Source organism: Streptomyces sp. NPDC005402 (assembly GCF_040606575.1).
Taxonomy (GTDB): domain Bacteria; phylum Actinomycetota; class Actinomycetes; order Streptomycetales; family Streptomycetaceae; genus Streptomyces.
In genome coordinates this window covers 345,612-368,130 of the sequence record NZ_JBEXFB010000006.1, presented here as the reverse complement: position 1 = coordinate 368,130, position 22,519 = coordinate 345,612, and the positions used below count along the sequence as shown (strand labels likewise).

The following is a 22,519-nucleotide window of genomic DNA, read 5'->3' as shown; positions in this document are numbered from 1 at the left end:
CGGTGCACTGACAACGCCGTAGGGCTTTTCGACGATGAGGGCGCCCTCATTGCCGCGATGAGCCCTGCATGCTCCCCCCTCACCCCGGGGAAGAATGCGCTCGCTACCACGCGTGTTCGAAGACCTGGGGCGCGGTGGTGGCCCCGGAGCCCGTACGGAGAAAGCAGGAAGACCGTGCTGTTGCGTCTGCCCACCTCCCTGCCCGAGGCACAGGAGTGTCTGACCGACGGGGCGGTACCCGTCGGCGGTGCCACGCTCGTGTGGGCCGCCTGGCAGCGCGACGGTTTCCCCGAGCAGGCCGTGTCGCTGCGCGAGGTGCCGGAGGCGAACGTCCTCGGGGCCGGGGAGATCGGGGCGGCGGTCCTGCTGCACCGGATCGACGAGCGGGTGCCGGAGGTGCTGCACCGGGCCGCGTCCGGCATCGGCACGGGGGCGGTGCGCCGGACCGCCACGGTCGGCGGGAACATCGTCGGCAGCACCCTGCGCTGTCTGCTGCCCGCGGCGCTCGTGCTGGGCGCCCGCGCGCAGGTGCTGGCGGCGGAGGGGCCGTTCGAGGCGGACCTCGCCGAGCTGCTCGCGAAGAAGCCGCTGCTGCTGAGCCTGCGCTGGAACGACCCGCTGGTCAGCGGCTACCGCAAGGTGGCCGAGGCCCCGGGCGGCCCGCCGCCCCTGGTCGTCGCCACGGCCGTGCACGCGGGCGACCGCCCCGTCCTGCGCGTCGCCGTCCGCGACGGCTACGACTTCCTGACCGAGACCGTGCCCTGCGACGCGGGCGCGGACGGCGTGCTCGACGGGTTGAGCGGCACGGCGATCGGCGCGCTGCCCGCCGAGGCCCGCGAGGTGGTCCGGGAACAGGTGGTGTCGGTGCTGGAGCGGGCCGGGGACCGCTGACGGCCCGACCACGGCCACCCAGCGGCCAGGCGACCCGCTCCGTCCCATGCCCTAGGCCGACCTGCCGAACCCGATCGTCGGCACCGCTCGCCGCAGCGGCCAGCCCGGGGCCGTCTCCTCCGGGATCATGTCCGCCAGGAACGCGTAGCGTCGCAGCGCGGCCGGGTCCTGGGAGTCGACGGACTGGACCCTGCGCCACCAGGCGCCGATCTCGGACCAGCCCGGCGCGGACAGGGAGCCGCCGAACTCCTGGACGGAGAGCGCGGCGGTCAGGCCGGCGAAGGCCAGCCGGTCGGCCAGCGGCCAGCCGGCGAGGGTGCCGGTGACGAAGCCGGCCACGAAGACGTCCCCGGCGCCGGTCGGGTCGAGCGCCTCGACCTCGATCGCCGGGACCTCGGCGGCCTCTCCGGTACGCCGGTCCACCGCGTACGCGCCCTCCGCGCCGAGGGTGACCACGGCGAGCGGCACGTGTTCGGTGAGCGCGTGCGCGGCCTCGCGGGGGCAGGAGGCGCCGGTGTAGCGCATCGCCTCCTCCGCGTTCGGCAGGAAGGCCTCGCAGTGTTCGAGGTCGGCGAGGCCCGCCAGGTCCCAGGCGCCCGTCTCGTCCCAGCCGACGTCGGCGAAGATGCAGGTGCCCTTGCCCGCCGCCTGGGCGATCCAGGGAGCGCGCTTCCCCGGCTCCAGCGACGCCACGGCGGCACGCGCGCGTGGCGGGCAGTCCGGGGCGCCCTCTTGGACGAGCACGGCCTCGGGGGGCGGCTCGTGGCCGTGGGAGACCATGGTGCGCTCGCCCTCGTACGCCATCGACACGGTGACCGGGGAGTGCCAGCCGGGGACCCTGCGCGACGGGGAGAGGTCGATGCCCTCGCCCTGCTCCAGGGCGTCCCAGCAGTAATCGCCGTAGTGGTCGTCGCCGAAGGCCGCGGCCAGCGAGGTGCGCAGTCCGAGCCGGGCCAGGGCCGTCGCCATGTTCGCCACGCCGCCGGGGCTCGATCCCATCCCGCGTGCCCAGGACTCGGTCCCGCGCACCGGGGCGGAGCCGAGCCCGGTGAAGACGATGTCGAGGAAGACGGTGCCGGTGAGGTACACGTCCCAGGGCGGGTCGTCCGGCGTGCGCAGGGCGGCCAGCGGGTCGACCCGGGGCCCGTCGCGGTGGTGGTTTCCGACGGACGAGGCGGAGGCGGTGGAGGCGATCACGGTGCGCTCCCTGACGTGGTGCGGATCAGGCCAGTCTGCACCACGGCACCGACAACGTGCCGCTGTCACACGGGATACGGCTCCTGACAGGCTCTTGACACTAAATCCGTGGAGGGTCAGCATTCAGAAACTCCCCCGTCTTCAGCTGGGTAGCCCCACGTCAAAGCGATGTTTACGTAAACATCGGAATTGAAAACATCGAGCAATCGAACAATGGAGTTCGTGTGAATCGCCTCCGCTCTCGCACCCGTCTGCGCGCTTTCCTGGTCGCAGCACTCCTCGCGCCACTGCTGACCGTTTCCCATGGCGCATCCGCCGCCACGAACGACTTCCGCGGAGTCAACTGGGCGGACAGCCGCGACAATTACGTGGACGGCTGGGTGATCCCGACCGGCCTCACGGCCGGGGACAGCTACGACAGCGTCCGCTCCAAGGCCGACGGCATCATCAGCGGCTTCCAGCAGCAGCTCGGCGCGAACACCGTGCGGCTGCCGATCAACCCGCAGAGCGTCAACTCGGACTGGTGGGCACGGTACAAGGGCGCCGCCGACTCGGCTTTGTCCCACGGCATGAAGGTCATCTTCGGCTACTGGGAAGCGAACAAGGACGGCAAAGTCGATGACCTGAACGCGTGGAACACCATGTGGGACAAGGTCATCAGCGACTACGGCAGCAACGGCAACGTCTACTTCGAACCGATGAACGAGCCGTTCGGGTACAGCCTGAACGACTGGGTGTCGCTCTGCTCGTCGTGGCTGTCCCGGCATTCGAGCACCCCCCGCGGGCGGGTCCTCATCAGCGGCACCGGTTACAACGACAACGTCACGGGCGTCGGAGCGGCCAGTGCCCTGAACGGCACACTGCTGTCGTTGCACTTCTACGGATACTGGGCCTCGGACACGACCCGCTCGGCGTGGACCACCAACCTGAGCAACCGGCTCGGCTCGTACTCGTCCCGCACCATCATCGACGAGGCCGGTGCCCCGATGACGACCGGGTTGAACTACTACGGCGGGAACCAGGACGGCAACACCTTCACCGCGTACTTCGCCGCCACCACGGACCTGACGAGGTCCCGTCAGATGGGCGTCGTCTACTGGCCCGGCCTGCGCTCGGGCGACAGCTATTCGATCACCCGGCAGAGCGGCAGCGGACTGGCGGTGAACAACTCCTCGGGCGTGGCACAACTGCGCTGGGGCTGGGGCCTGTAACCGGACAGACGGCCGAGGGTGCCTTCCGCCCCGCCTTGACGCTCTTCGTCACGACCGTGCGCCCCGACGGATGCCCGCACTCGGCAACCGTCGGGGCCATGACCTCCTGCCGGTGTTACCAGCGAGGTACGGCGGGCGTCTCCCATCCCGGCTCGGCGACCCGCATCGCCGCGGCGTCATCCCGCTCCCGCAAGGAACCGTCGTCGTCGAGCCACCGCCGGTGCAGGAACTCCACCTTCTCCCGGTCGAGTGCGACACCGAGCCCGGGCGCGTCGGAGACGCGTACGGCCCCGTCCTCGAAGACCAGCCGCTCGGTCAGCACATCCTCCGACTGCCACGGATAGTGCGAGTCGCAGGCATGGTGAAGATTCGGCACGGTGGACGCCACATGCGTCATCGCGGCCAACGAGATCCCCAGGTGCGTGTTGGAGTGCATGGACACCCCCACCCCGAACGTCCGGCAGATCGCGGCGAGTTGCTGGGTGTTCCGCAGCCCGCCCCAGTAGTGGTGATCGGAGAGCACCACCTGAACCGCGTCCCGGGCAAACGCCTCCTTGATCTCCGCGAAGGTCGTCACACACATGTTGGTGGCCAGCGGAACACCGGTGCCGGCGGACACCTCGGCCATGGCGGCGGTCCCCAGCGCGGGATCCTCCAGATACTCCAGGACGTCCCCGAGCTCCCGAGCCACCTGCAACGAAGTCGCCACGCTCCAGGCCCCGTTGGGATCGAGCCGCAGGGGATGCCCGGGGAACGCCTCGGCGAGAGCCCTGACCGCCGCGATCTCCTCGTCCGGCGGAAACACCCCGCCCTTGAGCTTGAAGGACGTGAAGCCGTAGCGCTCCGTGAAGAGCCGGGCCTGCTCCACCACCCCCGCCGGATCGAGAGCCGCCCCCCAGTCGTCCTTCTCGGAGGGGACGCCTTCAGGGTGAGCGGCCCACTTGTAGAACAGATACGCGCTGTACTCGACCGCGTCCCGCACCTTTCCCCCGAGCAGCGCGTGCACCGGCAACCCGAGCGCCTTGCCCAGCGCGTCGAGGCAGGCCACCTCGAACCCGGAGACGACGGACAGCCGCAGTTTGTCGGCGGTCTGGACTCCCCGCAGCCCACCGACGTCGACCTGTCCGGAGACCCGGGAGGAATCGACGGCCACCTCGTCCGCGACCGTGAACAGCCCGTTCAGGTCGGCGATCTGACGTCCGATCAGCTTCTGCGCGAACGGCCGGGCCAGCTCCAGGTACTTCGTGTCGCCGTACGTCTCCCCGACCCCCACGACCCCGTCCGCGGTCTCCACCTCGACGATCAGCCGGGGCGTGTACGGCTGATGCACGCCCTGCGTGTTCAGCAGCGGCGGATCGGCGACCAGGATCGGCGTCAGCCGGACGTCGGTGATCGTGAGGTTCACAGCGCGGCTCCAACGAGATCGAGACCGGTGGTCAGCAGCAGACGGAGGTCCGCCAGATCGGTGTCCGACGGATCGGTGAGCGGCGCGCGCACGGGCCCGACCGGACGCCCCCGCAGCCGCGCCGCCGCCTTCACCAGCGACACGGCGTACCCGGGCACCCGGTCCCGGAGCTCGACGAGCGGGACGTAGAAGTCGCGCAGCAGCCTCTCGACCGTGCCGGCGCCCTTGTCACCGTCGCGCAGGGCGCCGAAGAAGGCGTTGGCGATCTCGGGGGCGAAGGCGTGGACGGCCGAGGAGTAGGCGGGGACACCGACGGTGGCGTAGGCGCGGGCCTGGATCTCGGCGGTGGAGGCGCCGTTGAAGAACAGGAAGCCCTCGGGGGCGGCGAGGGTGAGCCGCTGGAGCCGGTCGAGGTCGCTGTGCCCGTCCTTGAGCCCGATGACCCCGGGGATCTCGGCGACCCGCCGGAACGCGCTCACACCGAAGGCGACCTGACCGCGCTGGTAGGCGATGAGGGGCAGCCGCGTCCGGGCCGCGATCTGCTCCAGCTGTGCGACCAGGCCGTCCTGCGGGGCGGCGACCAGATAGTGCGGCAGGACCAGCAGTGCGTCCGCGCCCGCCTCCTCGGCGATCCGGGCGAAACGGACGGCCTGCGCCCAGCCGTAGCCGATCCCGGCGACGACGGGCACGCGCCCGGCGGCCTCCTCGACCGCGAGGGTGACGACCTGCCGGTACTCGTCCTCGTCCAGGGAGAAGAACTCACCGGTGCCGCAGGCCGGGAAGACCGCGCCCGGCTCCCACTCCAGCTGTGCGGCCACGTGCGCGCGGAAGCCGTCCGGGTCGAGGGTGCCGTCGTCGTGGAAGCTCGTGAGCGGGAACGACAGCACGCCGCACGCCATGCCGTCCCGCAGTCGTCGGGCCGTGTCCGGGTCGGGGATCACCCTCACTCATCTCCCTATGTAGACGTAATCTACGTATGAAGATGCAGATTAGATATGCGAACCCTGTCCGTCAATGGGTCGGCGGCGTGTTCGACGCGCCGATTACGATCGGCCCATGTCAGAGACAGGCGCCGAGCGCCCGGAGACCGGTGGCGTCCGCGAGGTGAAGTCGGCGGCCCGCACGGTCGAGCTCCTCGAACTGCTGGCCGCGCGCGGCGACCGCCCGGCGCGGCTCCAGGAGCTCGCGGACGAGCTGGGGGTGCCGCGCAGTTCGATGTACGCGCTGCTCCAGACCCTGATCTCGCGCGGCTGGGTCCGCACCGACATCACCGGCTCGCTCTACGGCATCGGCATCCACGCCCTGCTCACCGGCACCAGCTATCTGGACTCCGACCCGCGCGTCCGGGTCGTACGGCCGTATCTCGACGAGGCGTCCCAGGCACTGGGCGAGACGATCCACCTGGGCCGGCTCGACGGCCGGGACGTGGCCTATCTGGCGACGCGCGAGTCGCACGAGTACCTGCGGACCATCAGCAGGGTCGGCCGCCGGCTGCCCGCGCACGTCGGTGCGCTGGGCAAGGCGCTGCTGGCCGAGTGGCCCGACGACATGCTGCCCGCGGGACCGTACGAGGCGCGCACCCCCAACTCCCACACCACCCGTGACTCCCTGCTGACCGACCTCGCCGAGATCCGCGCCCGCGGCTACTCGATCGACCGCGAGGAGGGCGTCCTCGGCATCGTCGGCTTCGGCTTCGCCCTGCACTACGACTCCCCCGCCCAGGACGCCATCAGCTGCTCGGTGCCGGTCGCCCGTCTGACGCCGGAGCACGAACAGCAGATCATCGCGGTGATGCGCGAGATCAGGAGCAAGATCGAGGCGACGGCACCGGGTGCGGGGGGCGCCCCGCACTGGCGTTAGACGCATCAAAAAAGCCGTCGTCTACCCGGCGTCTCCCACCCCAAACGGAACGTGATCCAGATCACGCCACCCGGGCTGTCTCCGCAACCGTGTGCTTGATACAAATTCTTCGCGCGTTCCTGTCCGTCGACGGCCTGCGCCCCACCCCCTTTTGAGCCGCTTCTTTTCGCATGCCCTGGGAACGCCCGTGTTCGCCCGTCGCTCCACCCTGCCCTGGCCCCTCATTGCCCTTTTCACGGCCGGGTACCTCGCCCCCTACCTCCTCCCCACCACCGTCGGCAGGCTCGACTCGGGGCTTCCGCTCACCGCCACCGAGGCGGGCGCCGTCGGCAGCGCGCTGCTGCTGAGTTCGGCGGCGGCCGGCTTCCTGCTGGCCTCCCGGGTGGACCGCATCGGCCCGCGCACCCTCGCCCGCGTCGGCCTCACCCTCGCCGTCCTCGGCTACGGCGGCGCCGCCCTCGCCCACGCCGTCCCGGCCGTCGTCGTGGGGGCCCTGATCGGCGGCTTCGGATCCGGTACGTCGACGGCGGTGGCCGCCACCGGCATCGCCGCCCAGCCGGACCCGCACCGCACCACCACGGCCGGCCTGCTCGGCGTCTCCGCACTCGCCGGCGCCGTCTACCTGACCGTCCCCCACCTGGGCCCCGGCCACGGCCAGCCCCTCGCCGCGATCGCCCTCACCGCACTGGCGGTCTGGCCCCTGACGAACCGTCTCCCCCTCGCCACGGCCCCCGCCCGAAGCCGGGACACAGGCACCCCGCTCCCCCATCTCCGGGCCGGCCTCCTCCTCGCCGCCACCCTCCCCTGCTGGTCCCTCGCCCAGAACGCCCTGTGGGGCGTCAGCGGCCGCATCGGCCTCACCCAGGCCCACCTGTCGGAGGCGACGGTCGGCGCGGTCTTCGCGATCGCCCTCGGCGCGGGCCTGCTGGGCGTCGTCGGCGCGGGCGCCCTCGGCCCGCGCCTGGGCCGCGCGCTCCCCATCGGCGGCGGCACGGTCCTCATCGCCGCCTGCATCACCCTCAGCGCCTCCGCGACCGACCTGACGTCCTTCGCGACCGGCGAGATCGCGTGGAACACGCTCTACCCGATCGTGCTGTCGTACGTCATCGGCCTGGCCGCCTCCCTGGACCCCCGCGGCCGCTGGGCGGTCCTGGTCGGCTCGGCATCCTCCCTGGGCACGGCAGCGGGCCCCCTGACCGGCAGCCTCCTCGCCTCGCAGGCAGGCTTCTCGGCGATGGGGACGGTCCTGGCGGCGGGCCTGCTCCTGATCGCCGTCCCGATGACGGCGGTGGCGCTGGGGACGGGCAGGCGTCAACTCCCGGTGGTGGAGATCCAGGTGGCGACCCAGGCGTACGACAAAGCAACGGCAGCCTGAGTGTCTTCAGGGGCGCGGGGAACTGCGCGACCAGCCACAACGCACCCGCACCCGACAACGCAGCTCAGAACTCGTAAGCATCAACTTCCGCGAGATACCGGGCCCGCAGCTCCTCATCGTGCTCCAAGAACGCCGCGAGGAAGGAGTTGCGGGCAAGCTCCCGCAACCGCTCCTCGCTCAGCCCCAGAGTCTTCTGAACGGCCTCAAAGTTGTCCCCCGCGTATCCGCCGAAGTACGCCGGGTCGTCGGAGTTCACCGTGCACATCAACCCCGCGTCCAACATCGCCGGCAACGGATGATCGGCCAGCACATCAACCGTACGGAGCCGCACGTTGGACAAGGGACACAAGGTCAGCGGCACCCGGTCCCGCACCAACCGCGCGACCAGCTCCGGCGACTCCATGCACCGCAGCCCGTGATCCACCCGCTCCACACCGAGCACGTCCAGCGCCTCGACGATGTACTCCGGCGGCCCCTCCTCGCCGGCGTGGGCCACCCGCCGCAGCCCCAGCGCCGCCGCGGCCTCGTACACCTCGCGGAACTTCACCGGCGGATGCCCCACCTCGGCGGAGTCGAGCCCGACCCCGACGATCCGGTCGAGATACGGCGTGGCGGCCTCAAGGGTCCGAAGGGCCGACTCGGCGGACTCGTCCCGCAGGAAGCACATGATCAGCTGCGTGGAGACACCGTGGTTCTCCGCACTGCTGCCCAGCGCCCGCCACAACCCCTCGACGACCGTCCCCATCGCCACGCCCCGGGCGAGGTGCGCCTGCGGGTCGAAGAAGATCTCCGCGTGCCGCACTCCCTGCGCGGCGGCCCGGGCGAGATAGGCGTTCGCCAGGTCCTCGAAGTCCCGCTCGGTGCGCAGGACAACCATGAGCTCGTAGTACAGGTTCAGAAAGGACTGGAGATCCTCGAACTGGTACGCCTTGCGGAGCGCGTCCGTGTCGGCGTACGGCAGCTCGACGCCGTTGCGCGCGGCCAGCTCGAAAGCCAGCTCCGGCTCCAGGGTGCCTTCGATGTGCAGGTGCAGTTCAGCTTTGGGGAGGGACATCAAAGCATCGTACGGCTGCTTTATCGCCGTTTCGGAACCGGGACCCGCAGCAGGTCGTGGGCCACGGTCAGCTCGCCCTCGTATCCTGCGGCCCGCGCCTGCCGTTCGAACTCCTCGGGTTCGGAGTAGCGCTGGCTGAAGTGCGTGAGCACGAGGTGCCGTACGCCGGCGTCCCGGGCGGCGGTCGCGGCCTGACCGGCGGTCAGGTGGCCGTGTTCCACGGCGAGTTGCTCGTCCTCGTCGAGGAAGGTCGACTCGATGACGAGCAGGTCGCAGCCGTCCGCGAGGGCGTGGACGCCGTCGCAGAGGCGGGTGTCCATGACGAACGCGAACCGCTGACCGCGGCGGAGCTCGCTGACGTCGTCGAGGGAGACGCCGTTCAGGGAGCCCTCCCGCTGGATCCGTCCGACGTCGGGCCCCTTGATGCCGTGCGCGGCGAGGCGGTCGGGGAGCATACGGCGGCCGTCGGGCTCGGTGAGGCGGTAGCCGTAGGACTCGACGGGGTGGGAGAGCCGACGGGCTTCCAGCGTGTAGCCGCCCGTCCGGGCGAGCACCCCGTCGGCCGCGACCGGTGCCTCGGTGAGCCGGACCGTCTCCCGGTACGCGGTCGCATACCGCAGGCGGTCGAAGAAGCGCTGCCCCGACTTCGGGTAGTGGGCGGTGACCTCGTGCGGGACCCGGTCGAGGTTGATGCGCTGGATCACGCCCGCGAGCCCGAGGGAGTGGTCACCGTGGAAGTGGGTGACGCAGATCCGGTTGAGGTCGTGGGCGGCGACCCCGGCGCGCAGCATCTGGCGCTGGGTTCCCTCGCCGGGGTCGAAGAGGAGGCCCTCGCCGTCCCAGCGCAGCAGGTAGCCGTTGTGGTTGCGGTGCCTCGTGGGGACCTGGCTGGCGGTGCCGAGGACGACCAACTCACGTACGGACACGGGGAGCTATCCGGGGGGCCAGTGGAGGCCGCGGCCGCCGATGAGGTGGGCGTGGGCGTGCCAGACCGTCTGTCCGGCGCCGGCGCCGGTGTTGAAGACGGTGCGGTAGCTCTCCAGTTTTTCCTGTTCCGCGACGGCCTGGGTCTCCCGGAGGACGTCCGCGGCGAGTTCCGGGGCGGCGGTGGCGAGGACGGCGGCGTTCTCGTAGTGGGCCTTGGGGATCACCAGGACGTGGGTGGGGGCCTGGGGGTTGATGTCCCGGAACGCCACGGTCGTCTCGGATTCCCGCACGATCGTCGCCGGGATCTGGCCCGCCACGATCTTGCAGAACAGGCAGTCGTCCTGGGGTTCCCCTGGCATGGTGGTCCTTTCGCCTCGGATCTCGGGGGCATCTTAGTCAGGCAAACCGGGCGGAGTCTTCGCAGGACTGGACTCCAGTGTCTCCAAGGCGATCCGCACCGCCTCGTCCAATTGGGCGTCCCTCCCCGCCGCGTGGTCCTGAGGCCGCTGCGGCACCTCCACGTCGGGATCCACCCCGTGGTTCTCGACGCCCCACTCGTAACCCTCCAGCCAGAAGGCGTACTTCGGCTGGGTGATCAGCGTGCCGTCGACCAGGCGGTAGCGGCTGTCGATGCCGATGACCCCGCCCCACGTGCGCGTGCCGACGACCGGGCCGATGCCCAGCGCCTTGATCGCCGCGTTGACGATGTCGCCGTCCGAGCCCGAGAACTCGTTGGCCACGGCGACCACGGGGCCGCGCGGCGCGTCCCTCGGATAGCTGTACGCGCGCATCCCGCGCGGCAGCGCCCAGCCGACGATCCTGCGGGCCAGCTTCTCGACGACCAGCTGGGAGGTGTGGCCGCCCCGGTTCTCACGGACGTCCACCACGAGCCCCTCGCGTGCCACCTCGACCCGCAGGTCGCGGTGGATCTGGGCCCAGCCGGGAGCCTGCATGTCCGGAACGTGCAGATAGCCGAGGCGCCCGCCCGACTTCTCGTGGACGTAGGCGCGGCGGTCGGCGACCCAGGCGTGGTAGCGCAGGGGCTCCTCGTCAGAGACGGGGACGACCACGGCGTGGCGGAGGTCGCCGCCGCCGGACGGGGAGACGGTGAGCTCGATCGGCTTGCCGGCCGTGCCGACCAGGAGCGGGCCGGGGCCGGTGACCGGGTCGACCGGCCGGCCGCCCACCGCGACGATCGCGTCTCCGGCGCGGACCGCCACGCCGGGCGCTGCGAGCGGGGAGCGGGCGTCGGGGTCGGAGGTCTCGGTGGGCAGGATGCGGTCGATGCGCCAGCTGTTGTCCGGGTGACGGGAGATGTCGGCACCGAGGAGCCCCTGCCGGGGCCCGTGGCTGTGGCCGCCGCGCGGGGTGACGTACGCGTGCGAGGTGCCGAGTTCGCCGTGCACCTCCCAGAGGAGGTCGACGAGGTCGTCGTGGGTGGCAAGGCGGTCCAGGACCGGGCGGTAGCGGTCGAGGACGCCCTGCCAGTCGACGCCGCTCATGTCGGGCCGCCAGAAGTGGTCCCGCATGATGCGGCCGGTCTCCTCGTACATCTGCCGCCACTCGGCCGACGGGTCGACTGTCTGCCGGATGCGGCCGAGGTCGACGGAGATGTTGGTGTCGCTGTCGTCGTCGTTCGAGGCACGGCGGTCGCTCGGTACGACCTTCAGGCGCCCGTCGGTCCACAGCAGGACCCGCTTGCCGTCGCCGCTGACGGCGAAGTGGTCGGCGTCGGCGGCGAGGTGTTCGAGGCGCTGCTGGGCGAGGTCGTAGCGCTGGAGGTCGGTCTTGGGGTCGGGATCGTCCGGGGTGGCCCGGGAGGAGCCGAGGACGCCCTGGACGGGGTGGCGCAGCCACAGCACGCCGTCCTTGGCCGCGCGCAGGTTGGAGTAGCGGCCGGCCTCCACCGGGAAGGGCACGATCCGGTCGGCGAGGCCTTCGAGGTCGATCCGGGTGGCCGGGGTGCCCTCGCTGTCGGGCGTCTCGTCCTTGTCGGGAGCCTCGAAGGGCCGGCCGTGGCGTTGCGGGCCGAAGGGGGACGGGGTGGTCGCGGCCAGGGTGATCAGGTGCGGGCGGTCGCCGACCACGAAGGCGAGGTCGAAGACGTGCTCGTCGTAGACCGGATCGAAGGAGCGGTTGGAGAGGAAGGCCAGGTGCTTGCCGTCGAGGGTGAAGGCGGGCGCGTAGTCCTGGAAGCGCAGCGGGGTCGCCTCGGTGACCGACAGGTCGGTGGTGTTGGCGAGGCGGAGCTGGCAGAGCGGGGCGGGGCCGGGGTGCGACCAGACGAGCCAGGCCGAGTCGGGCGAGAAGGTCAGTCCCCGTACATCGCCGTCCTCGCTGCGGTCGACCTCGCGGACCTCGCCGGTCTCCCGCTCGACGAGCAGCACGCGGCCGTCGTGCGCGGCGACCGCGGCCCGGCTGCCGTCGGGGGCCATGGCGAGACCGAGGACGCGGCCGAGCTGTCCGGCGGCGAGGCGGCGCGGGGTGGCGCCGGGGGCGAGTCCGGTGGCGGGCGCGAACTCCAGGGCGTCGTCGCCCTCCGCGTCCGTCACCCACACCACCCACTCCTCGCCCTCCGTGCGGAAGGTGCGCGGCAGCCGGGCCCGGACGCCCGGTTCGGCGGCGAGCGCGCGGGCCGGGCCCGAGCGGTGGGTGACCCAGTGGACGGTGCCGCGCACGGCGACCGCGCTGCCGCGCGCGGTGTGGTCGGGGGCGGCCGAGCCGAACCAGCGGGAGGCGTCCACGGGGAAGGGCTGCCGGTCGGCGCGCTGTCCGCCGAGCCGGACCTCCAGGCGGCGCGGTTCGGCGCCGTCGAGGTCGTCGAGGATCCACAGCTCACCGGCCGAGGTGTAGACGATCCGGGTGCCGTCACCGGAGGCGTGCCGGGCGTAGTAGCCGTCGAGGGGGGTGTGACGCCGCAGGTCGGAGCCGTCGGCGAGGGAGGAGTAGAGGGCCCCGGTGCCCTCGTGGTCGGAGAGGAAGGCGATCCGGTCCCCGGCCCACTCGGGGTACTCCAGGTTTCCGTCCAGGTCGTCGTGCAGCCGTACGAACTCCCCGTCGCCCTCGCGGTCGATCCACAGCTTGCCCGCCGTGCCGCCCCGGTACCGCTTCCACCAGGCGGCCTCCCGGCCCATGGGCGCGGAGAGGAGCACGGTCGCCGGGCCGTGGGCGACATGGCCCACGGGGCCGTACGGCAGGGTGGTGCCGGGGCCGCCGTCGAGCGGGACGGTCCGCGCCCAGCTGCGGCGCAGGCTCGCCTGGCCGTGGGTGGTGATCGCGAGGACCTCGCCGTCCGGGGTCCAGCCGCGCACCTGGGTGCGTGCGCTGCCCCAGTGGGTCAGCCTCCGGCCCGGGCCGCCGTCGACCGGGGCGACGTGCACCTCGGGGGCGCCGTCGCGGGCGGAGGTCCAGGCGACGGTGGTGCCGTCGGGCGAGATCCGGGGGTGGGTGACCGGCACGTTGTCCGCGCTGACCCGCCAGGCGCGCCCGCCGTCGAGCGGCGCGAGCCACACGTCGTCCTCGGCGGTGAAGGCCACCAACTCGCCCCGCAGATGCGGAAACCGGAGATATGCAGACGTCGCAGGCTGTGTCACCCGATCACCCTATGCACGCTCGGTCCCCGTGCACAGAGGTTTCGATCACTTGCCGTCGGGCCAGCACTGCGGGTCCTTCTGGCACCAGATGGTCCTGGTGACGGTCACCGTGACGGTGGGGCCGGGCTGTCCCGGGTTGTTGACGCGCGGGGTGGGCGTGGCGTCGCAGTCGCCGAGCCCCTCCACGTGGAACCACTGCTTGCCGCCGACGGTGGCGGTGAGATCGCCGCGCACACACGCCCCGCTGACGGTCCGGGTCACCTTGCCCTTGGCGGTGATGTCCTTGCCGTCCCGCGTCCTGCCCTCGCAGTTGACGGTGGCGACGGTGTTCACACTCGCACTCGGTGTCCGGTCGCCGTTGTCGTACGTGGCCGTGCAGGTCAGCCAACTCACGTCGGCCTTCTGCCGGTTCAGCTCCTTGGTGACCAACTGGTCGGTGGTGTAGGCGACGGTCGCGGAGCTGACCACGCCGGTCGGTTCGCAAGCGGCGACCCCGCCCACGGCCAGCACGGCCCCCCCGATCGCACCCGCTGCTCGCACCCCGCGCGGCCGACGCCAGTTCCGTCTCAACGCCACCATGGAGGGCAGCCTGCCACTGTCCCGCCCCGGAGGGTAGAGCGCATACGGCCACCCGCGCGCCGGTCGGTCCACGGTGGGCGGATGCGCGGACACGGTGGGGCGAGAAAGCTCGTGGTGGACGACTCTGCTGCTACGCGCACGACGGCTTTGCGGCGACGGACCGCGGACTCCTGGCGGGAGGCGGGGAGTGGGACGGCCTGGGACCTGTTCGACGCGGTGCTCAGCCGCGCAGCAGCAGCCACTGCTGAAGCTCCACCAGGTTCCCCTCCGGGTCCTTGAGGTGGGCGACGCGCATGCGGTCCGTCATGGGGGCCGGGCCGTGCAGCAGGACGGCGCCGCGGGCGGCGATCTGCTCGCAGTAGGTGTCCAGGTCGTCGACGCGCAGCACCACCAGGGAACGGTGGCCGGTGGCCGTGTCGCCCAGTTCGCCGAGGACCTCCGCCATCATCGACCGGTCCTGCAGGGCGACGCCCGCCGAGCCGGTGGCGAAACTGAACTTCTCGTACGGCCCGCCCGTCGCCCCCGACTGGGGCTTGAGGCCGAGGACCTCGGCGTAGAAGCGGTAGCAGGTGGCGAAGTCGGTGACGAGCAGGCGCACTTGGGCGAGTTCCACGGACGTCCTCCCGGGGTTCAGGACCAGCGGCCGGTGCGGCCGAGGAGCAGGGCGGTCGCCGCGGTTCCGGCGGTCGACGTACGCAGCACGGTAGGCCCGAGGACGTAGGCGCGCGCACCGGCCTCCTCGAAGAGCGCCAACTCGTCCTTGGCCACGCCCCCTTCGGGGCCGACGACCAGCACGATCTCGCCCTCGTCGGGGAGTTCGGCGGTGGCCAGCGGCTCGCTGCCGCGTTCGAAGTCGGAGTGGAGCACGGCGGCGAAGTCGGCTTTGGCGAGAAGTGCGCCAACCTGCTTGGTGCTTGCCGCGTCAGCGACCTCCGGGAAACGGATCCGCCGGGACTGCTTGCTGGCCTCGCGGGCGGTGGCCCGCCACTTGCCGAGCGCCTTCAGACCCCGCTCGCCCTTCCACTGGGTGATGCAGCGGGCCGCCTGCCAGGGCACGATGGCGTCGACGCCGACCTCGGTCATGGTCTCGACGGCGAGTTCACCGCGGTCGCCCTTGGGGAGGGCCTGGACGACCGTGATGCGGGGCTGCGCCCGAGGTGCCTCGTTCACCGAGTCCAGCCGGACGATCAGCCGGTCCTTGCCCTCGGTGCCGAGTACCACGCAGTCGGCCCAGTGTCCGGCGCCGTCGGTGAGGATGACGTCCTCACCGGCCTGGAGCCGCTTCACGGAGACGGCGTGGCGGCCTTCGGGGCCGTCGAGGACGTACCGTCCGCCGTCGCCCGCGTCGAAGTGCTCGACCACGAAAACCGGTGCGGTCATCTCAGGTCCCCCTTGCCTGACAACGCTGTCCTGGCGGCGTCGAGTTCGGCCGCGAGTATCTCCACGAGCTGCCCGGCGGGCAGTTCGCGTGCCATCCGGTGCCCCTGGCCCGCCCACAGCGCCATGCCCTGCGCGTCCTTGGCCTTGGCGGCGGCCTTGCGGAGCGGGGCGGTGAGGTGGTGGACCTCGGGGTAGGCGGCGGGGGCGTACGGCCCGTGCTCGCGCAGGAAACGGTTGACCAGGCCACGGGCCGGTCTGCCGGAGAAGGCGCGGGTCAACTCGGTGCGGACGTAGAGCGGGTTGGTCAGCGCCTGCTTGTGCACGTCGTGGGCGCCGGACTCGGGCGTGGCGAGGAACGCCGTGCCGAGCTGGGCCGCGCTCGCGCCGGCGGCGAGGACGGCGGCGATCTGACTGCCGCGCATGATGCCGCCGGCGGCGACGATCGGGACGGTGACCGTCTCGCGGATCTGGGCGACCAGGGACAGGAGTCCGAGCCCGGAGCCGTCCTGCTCGGGGAGGTCGCGGTGGGTGCCCTGGTGGCCGCCGGCCTCGACGCCCTGCGCGATGACCGCGTCGGCGCCCGCGTACTGCACGGCGAGGGCCTCTTCGGGGGTGGTCGCGGTGACGAGGGTGAAGGTCCCGGCGCGGCGCAGCGACTCCAGGGCGTCGCTGCTCGGGATGCCGAAGTGGAAGGAGGCCACCGGCACGGGGTTGTCGAGCAGGACGGCGAGCTTGGCGTCGTAGCCGTCGTCACGTCCGCTGTCCCGGTCGCCGAGCTCGGTGTCGTACCAGGTGGCCTCGCCGGCCAGCTGGTGGGCGTAGACCTCGACGGCCGCCGGGTCGGCGTACTCGGGCTGCGGCATGAAGAGGTTGACCCCGAAGGGCCGCTTGGTCAGTCCGCGCAGCTGCTTGATCTCCTGGTACATCCCGTCGGCCGTCTTGTACCCGGCGGCGAGGAATCCGAGCCCGCCCGCCTCGGACACGGCGGCGGCGAGCCGCGGCACGGAGACGCCGCCCGCCATGGGCGCCTGCACGATCGGATGAGGGAAGAGATCGGTCAGTGCGGAGGACATGACGGCATGTTGTCACGTCCTCCGAACAAGTCCGAATCCGACCTTCGCACGGTTAGGTACGCCCGTCGCACGGCTCAGGTACGACCGTTGAACGCGTCCTTCAGCCTTGAGAACAGCCCCTGCTGCCCGGGCTGACTGTGTCTGCCCGGGGGACGACCCCCGGACCCCCGGCAGTCGTCCCGCAGCTCACGTACGACCGTTGAACGCGTCCTTCAACCGTGAGAACAGCCCCTGCTGCCCGGGTTGGAACTGCCCCGTGGGCCGTTCCTCGCCGCGCAGCTTCGCCAGCTCGCGCAGCAGGCGCTCCTGCTCCGGGTCCAGCTTGGTCGGGGTCTGGACCTCGACGTGGACGATGAGGTCGCCCCGGCCGCCGCCGCGCAGGTGGGTGACGCCCCGGCTGTGCAGCGGGATCGACTGGCCGGACTGGGTACCGGGCCGGATGTCGACCTCCTCCATGCCGTCCAGCGTCTCCAGCGGCACCTTCGTGCCGAGCGACGCCGCCGTCATCGGGAGCGTGACCGTGCAGTGCAGATCGTCACCGCGCCGCTGGAACTGCGAGTGCGGGAGCTCGTGGATCTCGACGTAGAGGTCACCGGCGGGACCGCCACCGGGGCCGACCTCGCCCTCACCCGCGAGCTGGATCCGGGTGCCGTTGTCCACACCGGCGGGGATCTTCACGGTCAGCGTGCGGCGCGAGCGGACCCGGCCGTCGCCCGCGCACTCCGGGCACGGGGTCGGGACCACGGTGCCGAAGCCCTGGCACTGCGGGCACGGGCGGGACGTCATGACCTGGCCCAGGAAGGACCGGGTCACCTGGGACACCTCACCGCGCCCGCGGCACATGTCACACGTCTGCGCGGAGGTGCCCGGCGCCGCGCCCTCACCGCTGCAGGTGGTGCAGACGATCGCCGTGTCGACCTGGATGTCCTTCGTGGTGCCGAAGGCCGCCTCGTCGAGCTCGATCTCCAGGCGGATCATCGCGTCCTGGCCGCGCCGGGTGCGCGAGCGCGGACCCCGCTGCGACGCCGTACCGAAGAACGCGTCCATGATGTCCGAGAAGTTCCCGAACCCACCGGCCCCGAAGCCGCCCGCGCCACCGCCGCCGGCCTGCGAGAGCGGGTCGCCGCCGAGGTCGTAGACCTGCTTCTTCTGCGGGTCCGACAACACCTCGTAAGCGGCGTTGATCTCCTTGAACCGCTCCTGGGTCTTCGGATCCGGGTTGACGTCCGGGTGCAGCTCGCGCGCGAGCCGACGGAACGCCTTCTTGATCTCATCCTGCGACGCGTCGCGGCGCACGCCGAGAACGGCGTAGTAGTCCGTGGCCACTTACGACTCCGCCAGGATCTGTCCGACGTACCGTGCCACTGCGCGTACCGCTCCCATCGTTCCCGGGTAATCCATGCGGGTCGGTCCGACCACGCCGAGCTTGGCGACTGCCTCGCCGCCCGAACCGTAGCCGACCGACACCACCGAAGTGGAGTTGAGTCCCTCGTAGGCGTTCTCGTGACCAATACGTACGGTCATGCCCGAATCCCCTGCCTCACCAAGGAGTTTGAGGAGGACGACCTGTTCCTCCAGGGCCTCCAGGACGGGCCGGATCGTGAGGGGAAAGTCATGTCCGAAGCGGGTGAGATTGGCGGTGCCGCCGATCATCAGCCGCTCCTCGTTCTCCTCGACGAGCGTCTCCAGGAGAGTGGAGAGCACTGTCGAGACCGTACCCCGGTCCTCGACGTCGAAGCCTTCGGGCAGGTCCTCGACCAGCTGCGGCACGTCGGCGAACCGGCGCCCCGCGACCCGGCTGTTGAGCCGGGCCCGCAGATCGGCGAGCGAGGCCTCCCCGAAGGGTGCCGGGCAGTCGACCATGCGCTGCTCGACCCGGCCGGTGTCCGTGATCAGCACGAGCATCACGCGCGCGGGAGCGAGCGAGAGCAGTTCCACATGCCGCACGGTCGAGCGGGTGAGGGAGGGGTACTGCACGACGGCGACCTGCCGGGTGAGCTGCGCGAGCAGCCGCACGGTCCGCGCCACGACGTCGTCGAGGTCCACGGCGCCGTCGAGGAAGTTCTGGATGGCGCGCCGCTCGGGCGCGGTCATCGGCTTGACGCCCGCCAGTTTGTCGACGAACAGCCGGTAGCCCTTGTCGGTCGGGATCCGCCCCGCGCTGGTGTGCGGCTGGGCGATGAATCCCTCGTCCTCCAGGACCGCCATGTCGTTACGGACGGTCGCAGGGGAGACTCCGAGGTTGTGCCGCTCGGTCAGGGCCTTCGACCCGACCGGCTCCTCCGTGCCGACGTAGTCCTGGACGATGGCGCGCAACACCTGAAGCCTGCGTTCACTCAGCATCGCGCACACCTCCAGAAGTCGTTCCCTTGGCGCCTTGCCTGGCACTCTGTCCGTCCGAGTGCCAGCGCTCCCCGGCCAGTGTACGGCGGTGGGGTACTCCCTGGGCAAGGCTGGTCCTGGTGTGACGGGTTGTAGGGCTAGCGTCGCGGTATGACGGTGACTTGGGAAGAGCTCGGGTGGGAGCGGGTCGCGACCGGGGTGGGGCGGTGCCGGCTGCCGGGCTGGGACTGTACGGCGGGCCTGGTGATCGGCGAGGGCACGGCCCTGTCGGTCGACGCGGGCTCCTCTCTCGCGGAGGGTGCACGCCTGCGCGCGCAGGCCGGGGAACTGGCCGGCCACCGTGTGACCCATCTCGCGCTCACCCACCCCCACTTCGACCACGTCTTCGGTGCGGCGGCGTTCGCGGGGGCGGAGGTGTTCGGCGCGGTCGGCGTGGAGACGGTGCTGACGGGGCGGCTGGGCCGCGCGGAACTGCGGGCGGACGCGGTGCGCAACGGACTGGACCCGGCCGCGGCCGACGACGCCGTGGACGCCCTGGTGTCTCCCCGGCATCACGTCTCCGGCGAGTGGACGCTCGACCTCGGCGGCGGCCGCCAGGTCCTGCTGGCGAACGTCGGTCCCGGCCACACGGCCCACGATCTCGCCGTCCTCGTCCCCGGCACCCCGGAGGTCGTCTTCTGCGGCGACCTGGTCGAGGAGTCGGGCGAACCACAGGCGGGCCCGGACTCCGTACCGAGCCACTGGCCCGCCGCGCTGGACCGGCTGCTTGAGCTGGGCGGTGAGGACGCGCTGTACGTACCCGGTCACGGAGCGGTGGTGGACGCGGGGTTCGTGCGGGCGCAGCGGGACGCGCTGGCGGCCCGTTTCGGCGTGTCGTAGTGATCCCCCGCGTGGTTCTCCTATCGTCATCCGAATGCGCCAGTACTCCGCCGACCTGACTCCTCCGTGGAAGAAGCCCAAGCCGGTACCCGAGGTGCCCGCCGAGCCCGGCCTGGTGGTCGAGGAGCCCGGCACCGGCTTCTGCGGCGCGGTGATCCGCTGCGAGGCGGGCACGGTGACCCTGGAGGACCGCTTCGGCAAGCACCGGGTGTTCCCGCTGGAGCCCCGCGGCTTCCTCCTGGAGGGCCGGGTGGTGACGCTGGTGAAGCCGTCAGGCGGTCCTGTACGACCCTCCCGTACCGCGTCCGGCTCGGTGGCCGTGCCCGGCGCACGCGCACGCGTGGCCCGCGCCGGCCGGATCTACGTCGAGGGCCGCCACGACGCGGAACTGGTGGAGAAGGTCTGGGGCGACGACCTGCGCATCGAGGGCGTGGTCGTGGAGTACCTGGAGGGCGTGGACGACCTGCCGGCGATCGTGGCCGAGTTCGCACCGGGCCCGGACGCCCGCCTCGGCGTCCTGGTCGACCACCTGGTGCCGGGCAGCAAGGAGTCCCGTATCGCCGCGTCGGTGACCAGCGAACACGCACTGGTCGTCGGCCACCCGTACATCGACATCTGGGAGGCGGTGAAGCCGTCGTCCCTGGGGATCGAGGCGTGGCCTCGGGTACCGCACGGCCAGGACTGGAAGACGGGCGTGTGCAAGGCCCTGGGCTGGCCGTCGGAGAACACGGGCGCGGTGTGGCAGGCGATCCTGAAGCGGGTGGGGTCCTACCGGGATCTGGAGCCGGAGCTGCTGGGGCGGGTGGAGGAACTGATCGACTTTGTCACGGGTAGCGGTGGGGCCTGACTCCGGGAAACGTTCCGAAATCGCTGGTGTCCATTTCGAGCCCCAGTTCCTCCAAGGGCAGAGGTGCCCCGAACTTCGTGACCTGCTGCCGCTCGTAGTCGGCGTTCTCTCCCTTCCCGCTGGGCCTCGTCAACAGGACGCACTGCGCCATGATCGGGTCGACGATGAGGTAGGCAGGCACCATTCCAGCGGCGTAGATCGAGCGTTTGATTTCATAGTCCCGCTGGACACTGGTCTTGGATACGACCTCGACAACCATCGTGATCAGGCGGCACGGCAGCAGCCGTCCCGAGGCAGGCATCGCCTCACGCTCGAGGACCACCAGGTCCGGCACTGGCTCACTGGCTTCGTCGAGAATGTCGACGTCCTGGGTCTGCAATCGCGACCATCGCTTACGCGGGATCTGGTCCAGCACGTCCTCGATGATCATGTTGTGCACAAGATCAGGGCTGGCCATCATCACGATTTCCCCCCGGAGAAGCTCGACCTTGACACCCTCGGGAGGCTCAAGCTCCTCGAAGTACTTGGTCATCCCACGCTCGTCCACAGCGGTCATCTCCGTGGCCCTCCACATCCGCCGCGTACTTTTGACGGCAGCCTAAGGACCAGGTTAGGGATCGAACCGGCATTCCGCACCGGTTCACTCCGCCGAGTGATCAATCCACCAAGTCCCTGACCACCGCGTCCGCCAGCAACCGCCCCCGCAGGGTCAGCACAGCCCGTCCCTCCTCGTAAGGCCCGCCCTCGAGCAGCCCCTCCCCCAGCGCCCGCCGAGAAGCGGCCAGCCCCTCCTCGCGCAGCAGGGACAGCGGCACCCCCTCCCGCAGCCGCAGCTCCAGCAGGATCCGCTCGACCCGCCGGTCCTCGTCGGACAGCAGCTCCCGGCCCGCCCCCGGCGACCTCCCCGCCGCCAGCGCCCCCGCGTACGCCCCCGGATGCTTCACGTTCCACCACCGCACCCCGCCCACGTGCGAGTGCGCTCCGGGACCGGCCCCCCACCAGTCCGCGCCCCGCCAGTACAGCTCGTTGTGCAGGCACCGGCCCGCGTCCGAGGTCGCCCAGTTCGACACCTCGTACCAGTCGAAACCGGCCTCCGCCAGCACCGAGTCCGCGATCAGGTACCGGTCCGCGTGCACGTCGTCGTCGGTCATCGGGACCTCGCCCCGGCGGATACGGCGAGCCAGCTGCGTCCCCTCCTCGACGATCAGCGCGTACGCCGACACGTGGTCGGGACCGGACCCGATCGCCGCCTCCAGGGACGCCCGCCAGTCGTCGTCGGACTCCCCCGGGGTACCGTAGATCAGGTCCAGGTTCACGTGGTCGAACCCCGCCGCACGGGCCTCCGCCACGCACGCCTCGGGCCGTCCCGGCGTGTGCGTGCGGTCCAGCACCTTCAGTACGTGCTGCTTCGCGCTCTGCATCCCGAAGGACACCCGGTTGAAGCCGCCCTCCCGCAGCGCCGCCAGATACGCGGGGTCCACCGACTCCGGGTTCGCCTCGGTCGTCACCTCCGCGTCCGCGGCCAGGCCGAACTCGTCCCGGATCGCCGCGAGCATCCGTACGAGATCCCCGGCGGCCAGGAGTGTCGGCGTACCGCCGCCGACGAACACCGTGCGGACCGGGCGCGGGTCGTCGCCGAGGACCTTCCGCGCCAGGCGGATCTCGTCGATCAGCGTGTCCGCGTAGTTGTCGCGGGAGGCCAGCACCCCGCCCGAACCGCGCAGCTCGGTCGCGGTGTAGGTGTTGAAGTCGCAGTAGCCGCAGCGGGTCGCGCAGTACGGGACGTGCAGGTAGAAGCCGAGGGGTCGGTCGGCGGACCCGGCGAGTGCGGACGCGGGAAGCGAGCCGTCGTCGGGGACGGGTTCGCCGTCGGGGAGTGCGGAGGGCATGTCCTCCATTGTCCAG

Annotated in this window: 21 protein-coding genes; 6 read left to right on the top strand and 15 right to left on the bottom strand. The window is 71.4% G+C overall.

Features of this window, described 5'->3' with window-relative positions:
* Nucleotides 1-174 precede the first annotated feature (174 nt).
* Complete coding sequence (locus tag ABZT02_RS14570; RefSeq protein WP_356017739.1) at nt 175-891, top strand: FAD binding domain-containing protein; 717 nt, start codon at nt 175-177, stop codon at nt 889-891.
* Nucleotides 892-942: 51 nt separating this feature from the next.
* Here ABZT02_RS14570 and ABZT02_RS14565 read toward each other — a convergent pair whose 3' ends face one another.
* Nucleotides 943-2,088: a PfkB family carbohydrate kinase gene (locus ABZT02_RS14565; RefSeq protein ID WP_356017737.1), complete on the bottom strand. Its 1,146-nt coding sequence runs from the start codon at nt 2,086-2,088 to the stop codon at nt 943-945.
* A gap of 224 nt (nt 2,089-2,312) precedes the next feature.
* On the opposite strand from ABZT02_RS14565, the gene ABZT02_RS14560 reads away from it, so the two are divergent.
* Nucleotides 2,313-3,299, top strand: coding sequence for a cellulase family glycosylhydrolase (locus tag ABZT02_RS14560; protein ID WP_356017735.1), 987 nt, complete (start codon nt 2,313-2,315; stop codon nt 3,297-3,299).
* Between the two features lie 115 nt (nt 3,300-3,414).
* Here ABZT02_RS14560 and ABZT02_RS14555 read toward each other — a convergent pair whose 3' ends face one another.
* Entirely contained in the window at nt 3,415-4,704 is a 1,290-nt protein-coding gene (locus ABZT02_RS14555; protein WP_356017733.1) for a glucarate dehydratase family protein, read from the bottom strand.
* On the bottom strand, nt 4,701-5,603 hold the full coding sequence (locus ABZT02_RS14550; RefSeq protein WP_356018001.1) for a 5-dehydro-4-deoxyglucarate dehydratase: 903 nt from the start codon (nt 5,601-5,603) through the stop codon (nt 4,701-4,703). Before ABZT02_RS14550 ends, ABZT02_RS14555 begins: the two co-directional genes overlap by 4 nt.
* A 157-nt stretch (nt 5,604-5,760) precedes the next feature.
* On the opposite strand from ABZT02_RS14550, the gene ABZT02_RS14545 reads away from it, so the two are divergent.
* Together ABZT02_RS14545 and ABZT02_RS14540 are read left to right on the top strand one after the other, a co-directional pair.
* The gene (locus ABZT02_RS14545; protein ID WP_356017730.1) at nt 5,761-6,564 is read left to right on the top strand and encodes an IclR family transcriptional regulator; all 804 of its coding nucleotides are present in this window, start codon (nt 5,761-5,763) and stop codon (nt 6,562-6,564) included.
* A 187-nt stretch (nt 6,565-6,751) separates the two neighbouring features.
* The gene (locus ABZT02_RS14540) at nt 6,752-7,939 is read left to right on the top strand and encodes an MFS transporter (protein ID WP_356017728.1); all 1,188 of its coding nucleotides are present in this window, start codon (nt 6,752-6,754) and stop codon (nt 7,937-7,939) included.
* Nucleotides 7,940-8,003: 64 nt separating this feature from the next.
* Here the strand turns inward: ABZT02_RS14540 and ABZT02_RS14535 are convergent, their stop codons facing one another.
* The 10 genes from ABZT02_RS14535 to hrcA all read right to left on the bottom strand — a co-directional run bounded on the left by ABZT02_RS14535 (nt 8,004) and on the right by hrcA (nt 18,888).
* On the bottom strand, nt 8,004-8,993 hold the full coding sequence (locus ABZT02_RS14535) for an adenosine deaminase (RefSeq protein WP_356017726.1): 990 nt from the start codon (nt 8,991-8,993) through the stop codon (nt 8,004-8,006).
* Nucleotides 8,994-9,013: 20 nt separating this feature from the next.
* Nucleotides 9,014-9,919, bottom strand: coding sequence for a ribonuclease Z (locus ABZT02_RS14530; RefSeq protein WP_356017724.1), 906 nt, complete (start codon nt 9,917-9,919; stop codon nt 9,014-9,016).
* A gap of 6 nt (nt 9,920-9,925) precedes the next feature.
* The gene (locus ABZT02_RS14525) at nt 9,926-10,279 is read right to left on the bottom strand and encodes a histidine triad nucleotide-binding protein (RefSeq protein WP_356017722.1); all 354 of its coding nucleotides are present in this window, start codon (nt 10,277-10,279) and stop codon (nt 9,926-9,928) included.
* 33 nt (nt 10,280-10,312) lie between these two features.
* A complete protein-coding gene (locus tag ABZT02_RS14520) occupies nt 10,313-13,513 on the bottom strand; it encodes a S41 family peptidase (RefSeq protein WP_356017719.1) in 3,201 nt (1,066 codons plus the stop codon).
* 45 nt (nt 13,514-13,558) lie between these two features.
* Nucleotides 13,559-14,092: a hypothetical protein gene (locus tag ABZT02_RS14515; RefSeq protein WP_356017717.1), complete on the bottom strand. Its 534-nt coding sequence runs from the start codon at nt 14,090-14,092 to the stop codon at nt 13,559-13,561.
* A 220-nt stretch (nt 14,093-14,312) separates the two neighbouring features.
* On the bottom strand, nt 14,313-14,705 hold the full coding sequence (locus tag ABZT02_RS14510) for a VOC family protein (RefSeq protein WP_356017715.1): 393 nt from the start codon (nt 14,703-14,705) through the stop codon (nt 14,313-14,315).
* Between the two features lie 17 nt (nt 14,706-14,722).
* Nucleotides 14,723-15,472, bottom strand: coding sequence for a 16S rRNA (uracil(1498)-N(3))-methyltransferase (locus ABZT02_RS14505; protein ID WP_356017713.1), 750 nt, complete (start codon nt 15,470-15,472; stop codon nt 14,723-14,725).
* Nucleotides 15,469-16,545, bottom strand: a complete 1,077-nt coding sequence (locus tag ABZT02_RS14500) for a nitronate monooxygenase (protein ID WP_356017712.1) — start codon at nt 16,543-16,545, stop codon at nt 15,469-15,471. Before ABZT02_RS14500 ends, ABZT02_RS14505 begins: the two co-directional genes overlap by 4 nt.
* 186 nt (nt 16,546-16,731) lie before the next feature.
* Complete coding sequence (gene dnaJ / locus ABZT02_RS14495; protein ID WP_007381949.1) at nt 16,732-17,871, bottom strand: molecular chaperone DnaJ; 1,140 nt, start codon at nt 17,869-17,871, stop codon at nt 16,732-16,734.
* On the bottom strand, nt 17,872-18,888 hold the full coding sequence (gene hrcA, locus ABZT02_RS14490; RefSeq protein WP_031048581.1) for a heat-inducible transcriptional repressor HrcA: 1,017 nt from the start codon (nt 18,886-18,888) through the stop codon (nt 17,872-17,874).
* A 150-nt stretch (nt 18,889-19,038) separates the two neighbouring features.
* On the opposite strand from hrcA, the gene ABZT02_RS14485 reads away from it, so the two are divergent.
* Together ABZT02_RS14485 and ABZT02_RS14480 are read left to right on the top strand one after the other, a co-directional pair.
* Nucleotides 19,039-19,767, top strand: coding sequence for an MBL fold metallo-hydrolase (locus tag ABZT02_RS14485; RefSeq protein WP_356017709.1), 729 nt, complete (start codon nt 19,039-19,041; stop codon nt 19,765-19,767).
* Nucleotides 19,768-19,801: 34 nt separating this feature from the next.
* Nucleotides 19,802-20,614, top strand: a complete 813-nt coding sequence (locus tag ABZT02_RS14480) for a DUF3097 domain-containing protein (RefSeq protein WP_356017708.1) — start codon at nt 19,802-19,804, stop codon at nt 20,612-20,614.
* Here the strand turns inward: ABZT02_RS14480 and ABZT02_RS14475 are convergent.
* On the bottom strand, nt 20,592-21,170 hold the full coding sequence (locus ABZT02_RS14475; RefSeq protein ID WP_356017707.1) for a Uma2 family endonuclease: 579 nt from the start codon (nt 21,168-21,170) through the stop codon (nt 20,592-20,594). The genes ABZT02_RS14480 and ABZT02_RS14475 overlap by 23 nt on opposite strands.
* A gap of 100 nt (nt 21,171-21,270) precedes the next feature.
* Nucleotides 21,271-22,503: a radical SAM family heme chaperone HemW gene (gene hemW, locus ABZT02_RS14470; protein WP_356017704.1), complete on the bottom strand. Its 1,233-nt coding sequence runs from the start codon at nt 22,501-22,503 to the stop codon at nt 21,271-21,273.
* Nucleotides 22,504-22,519: the final 16 nt, after the last annotated feature.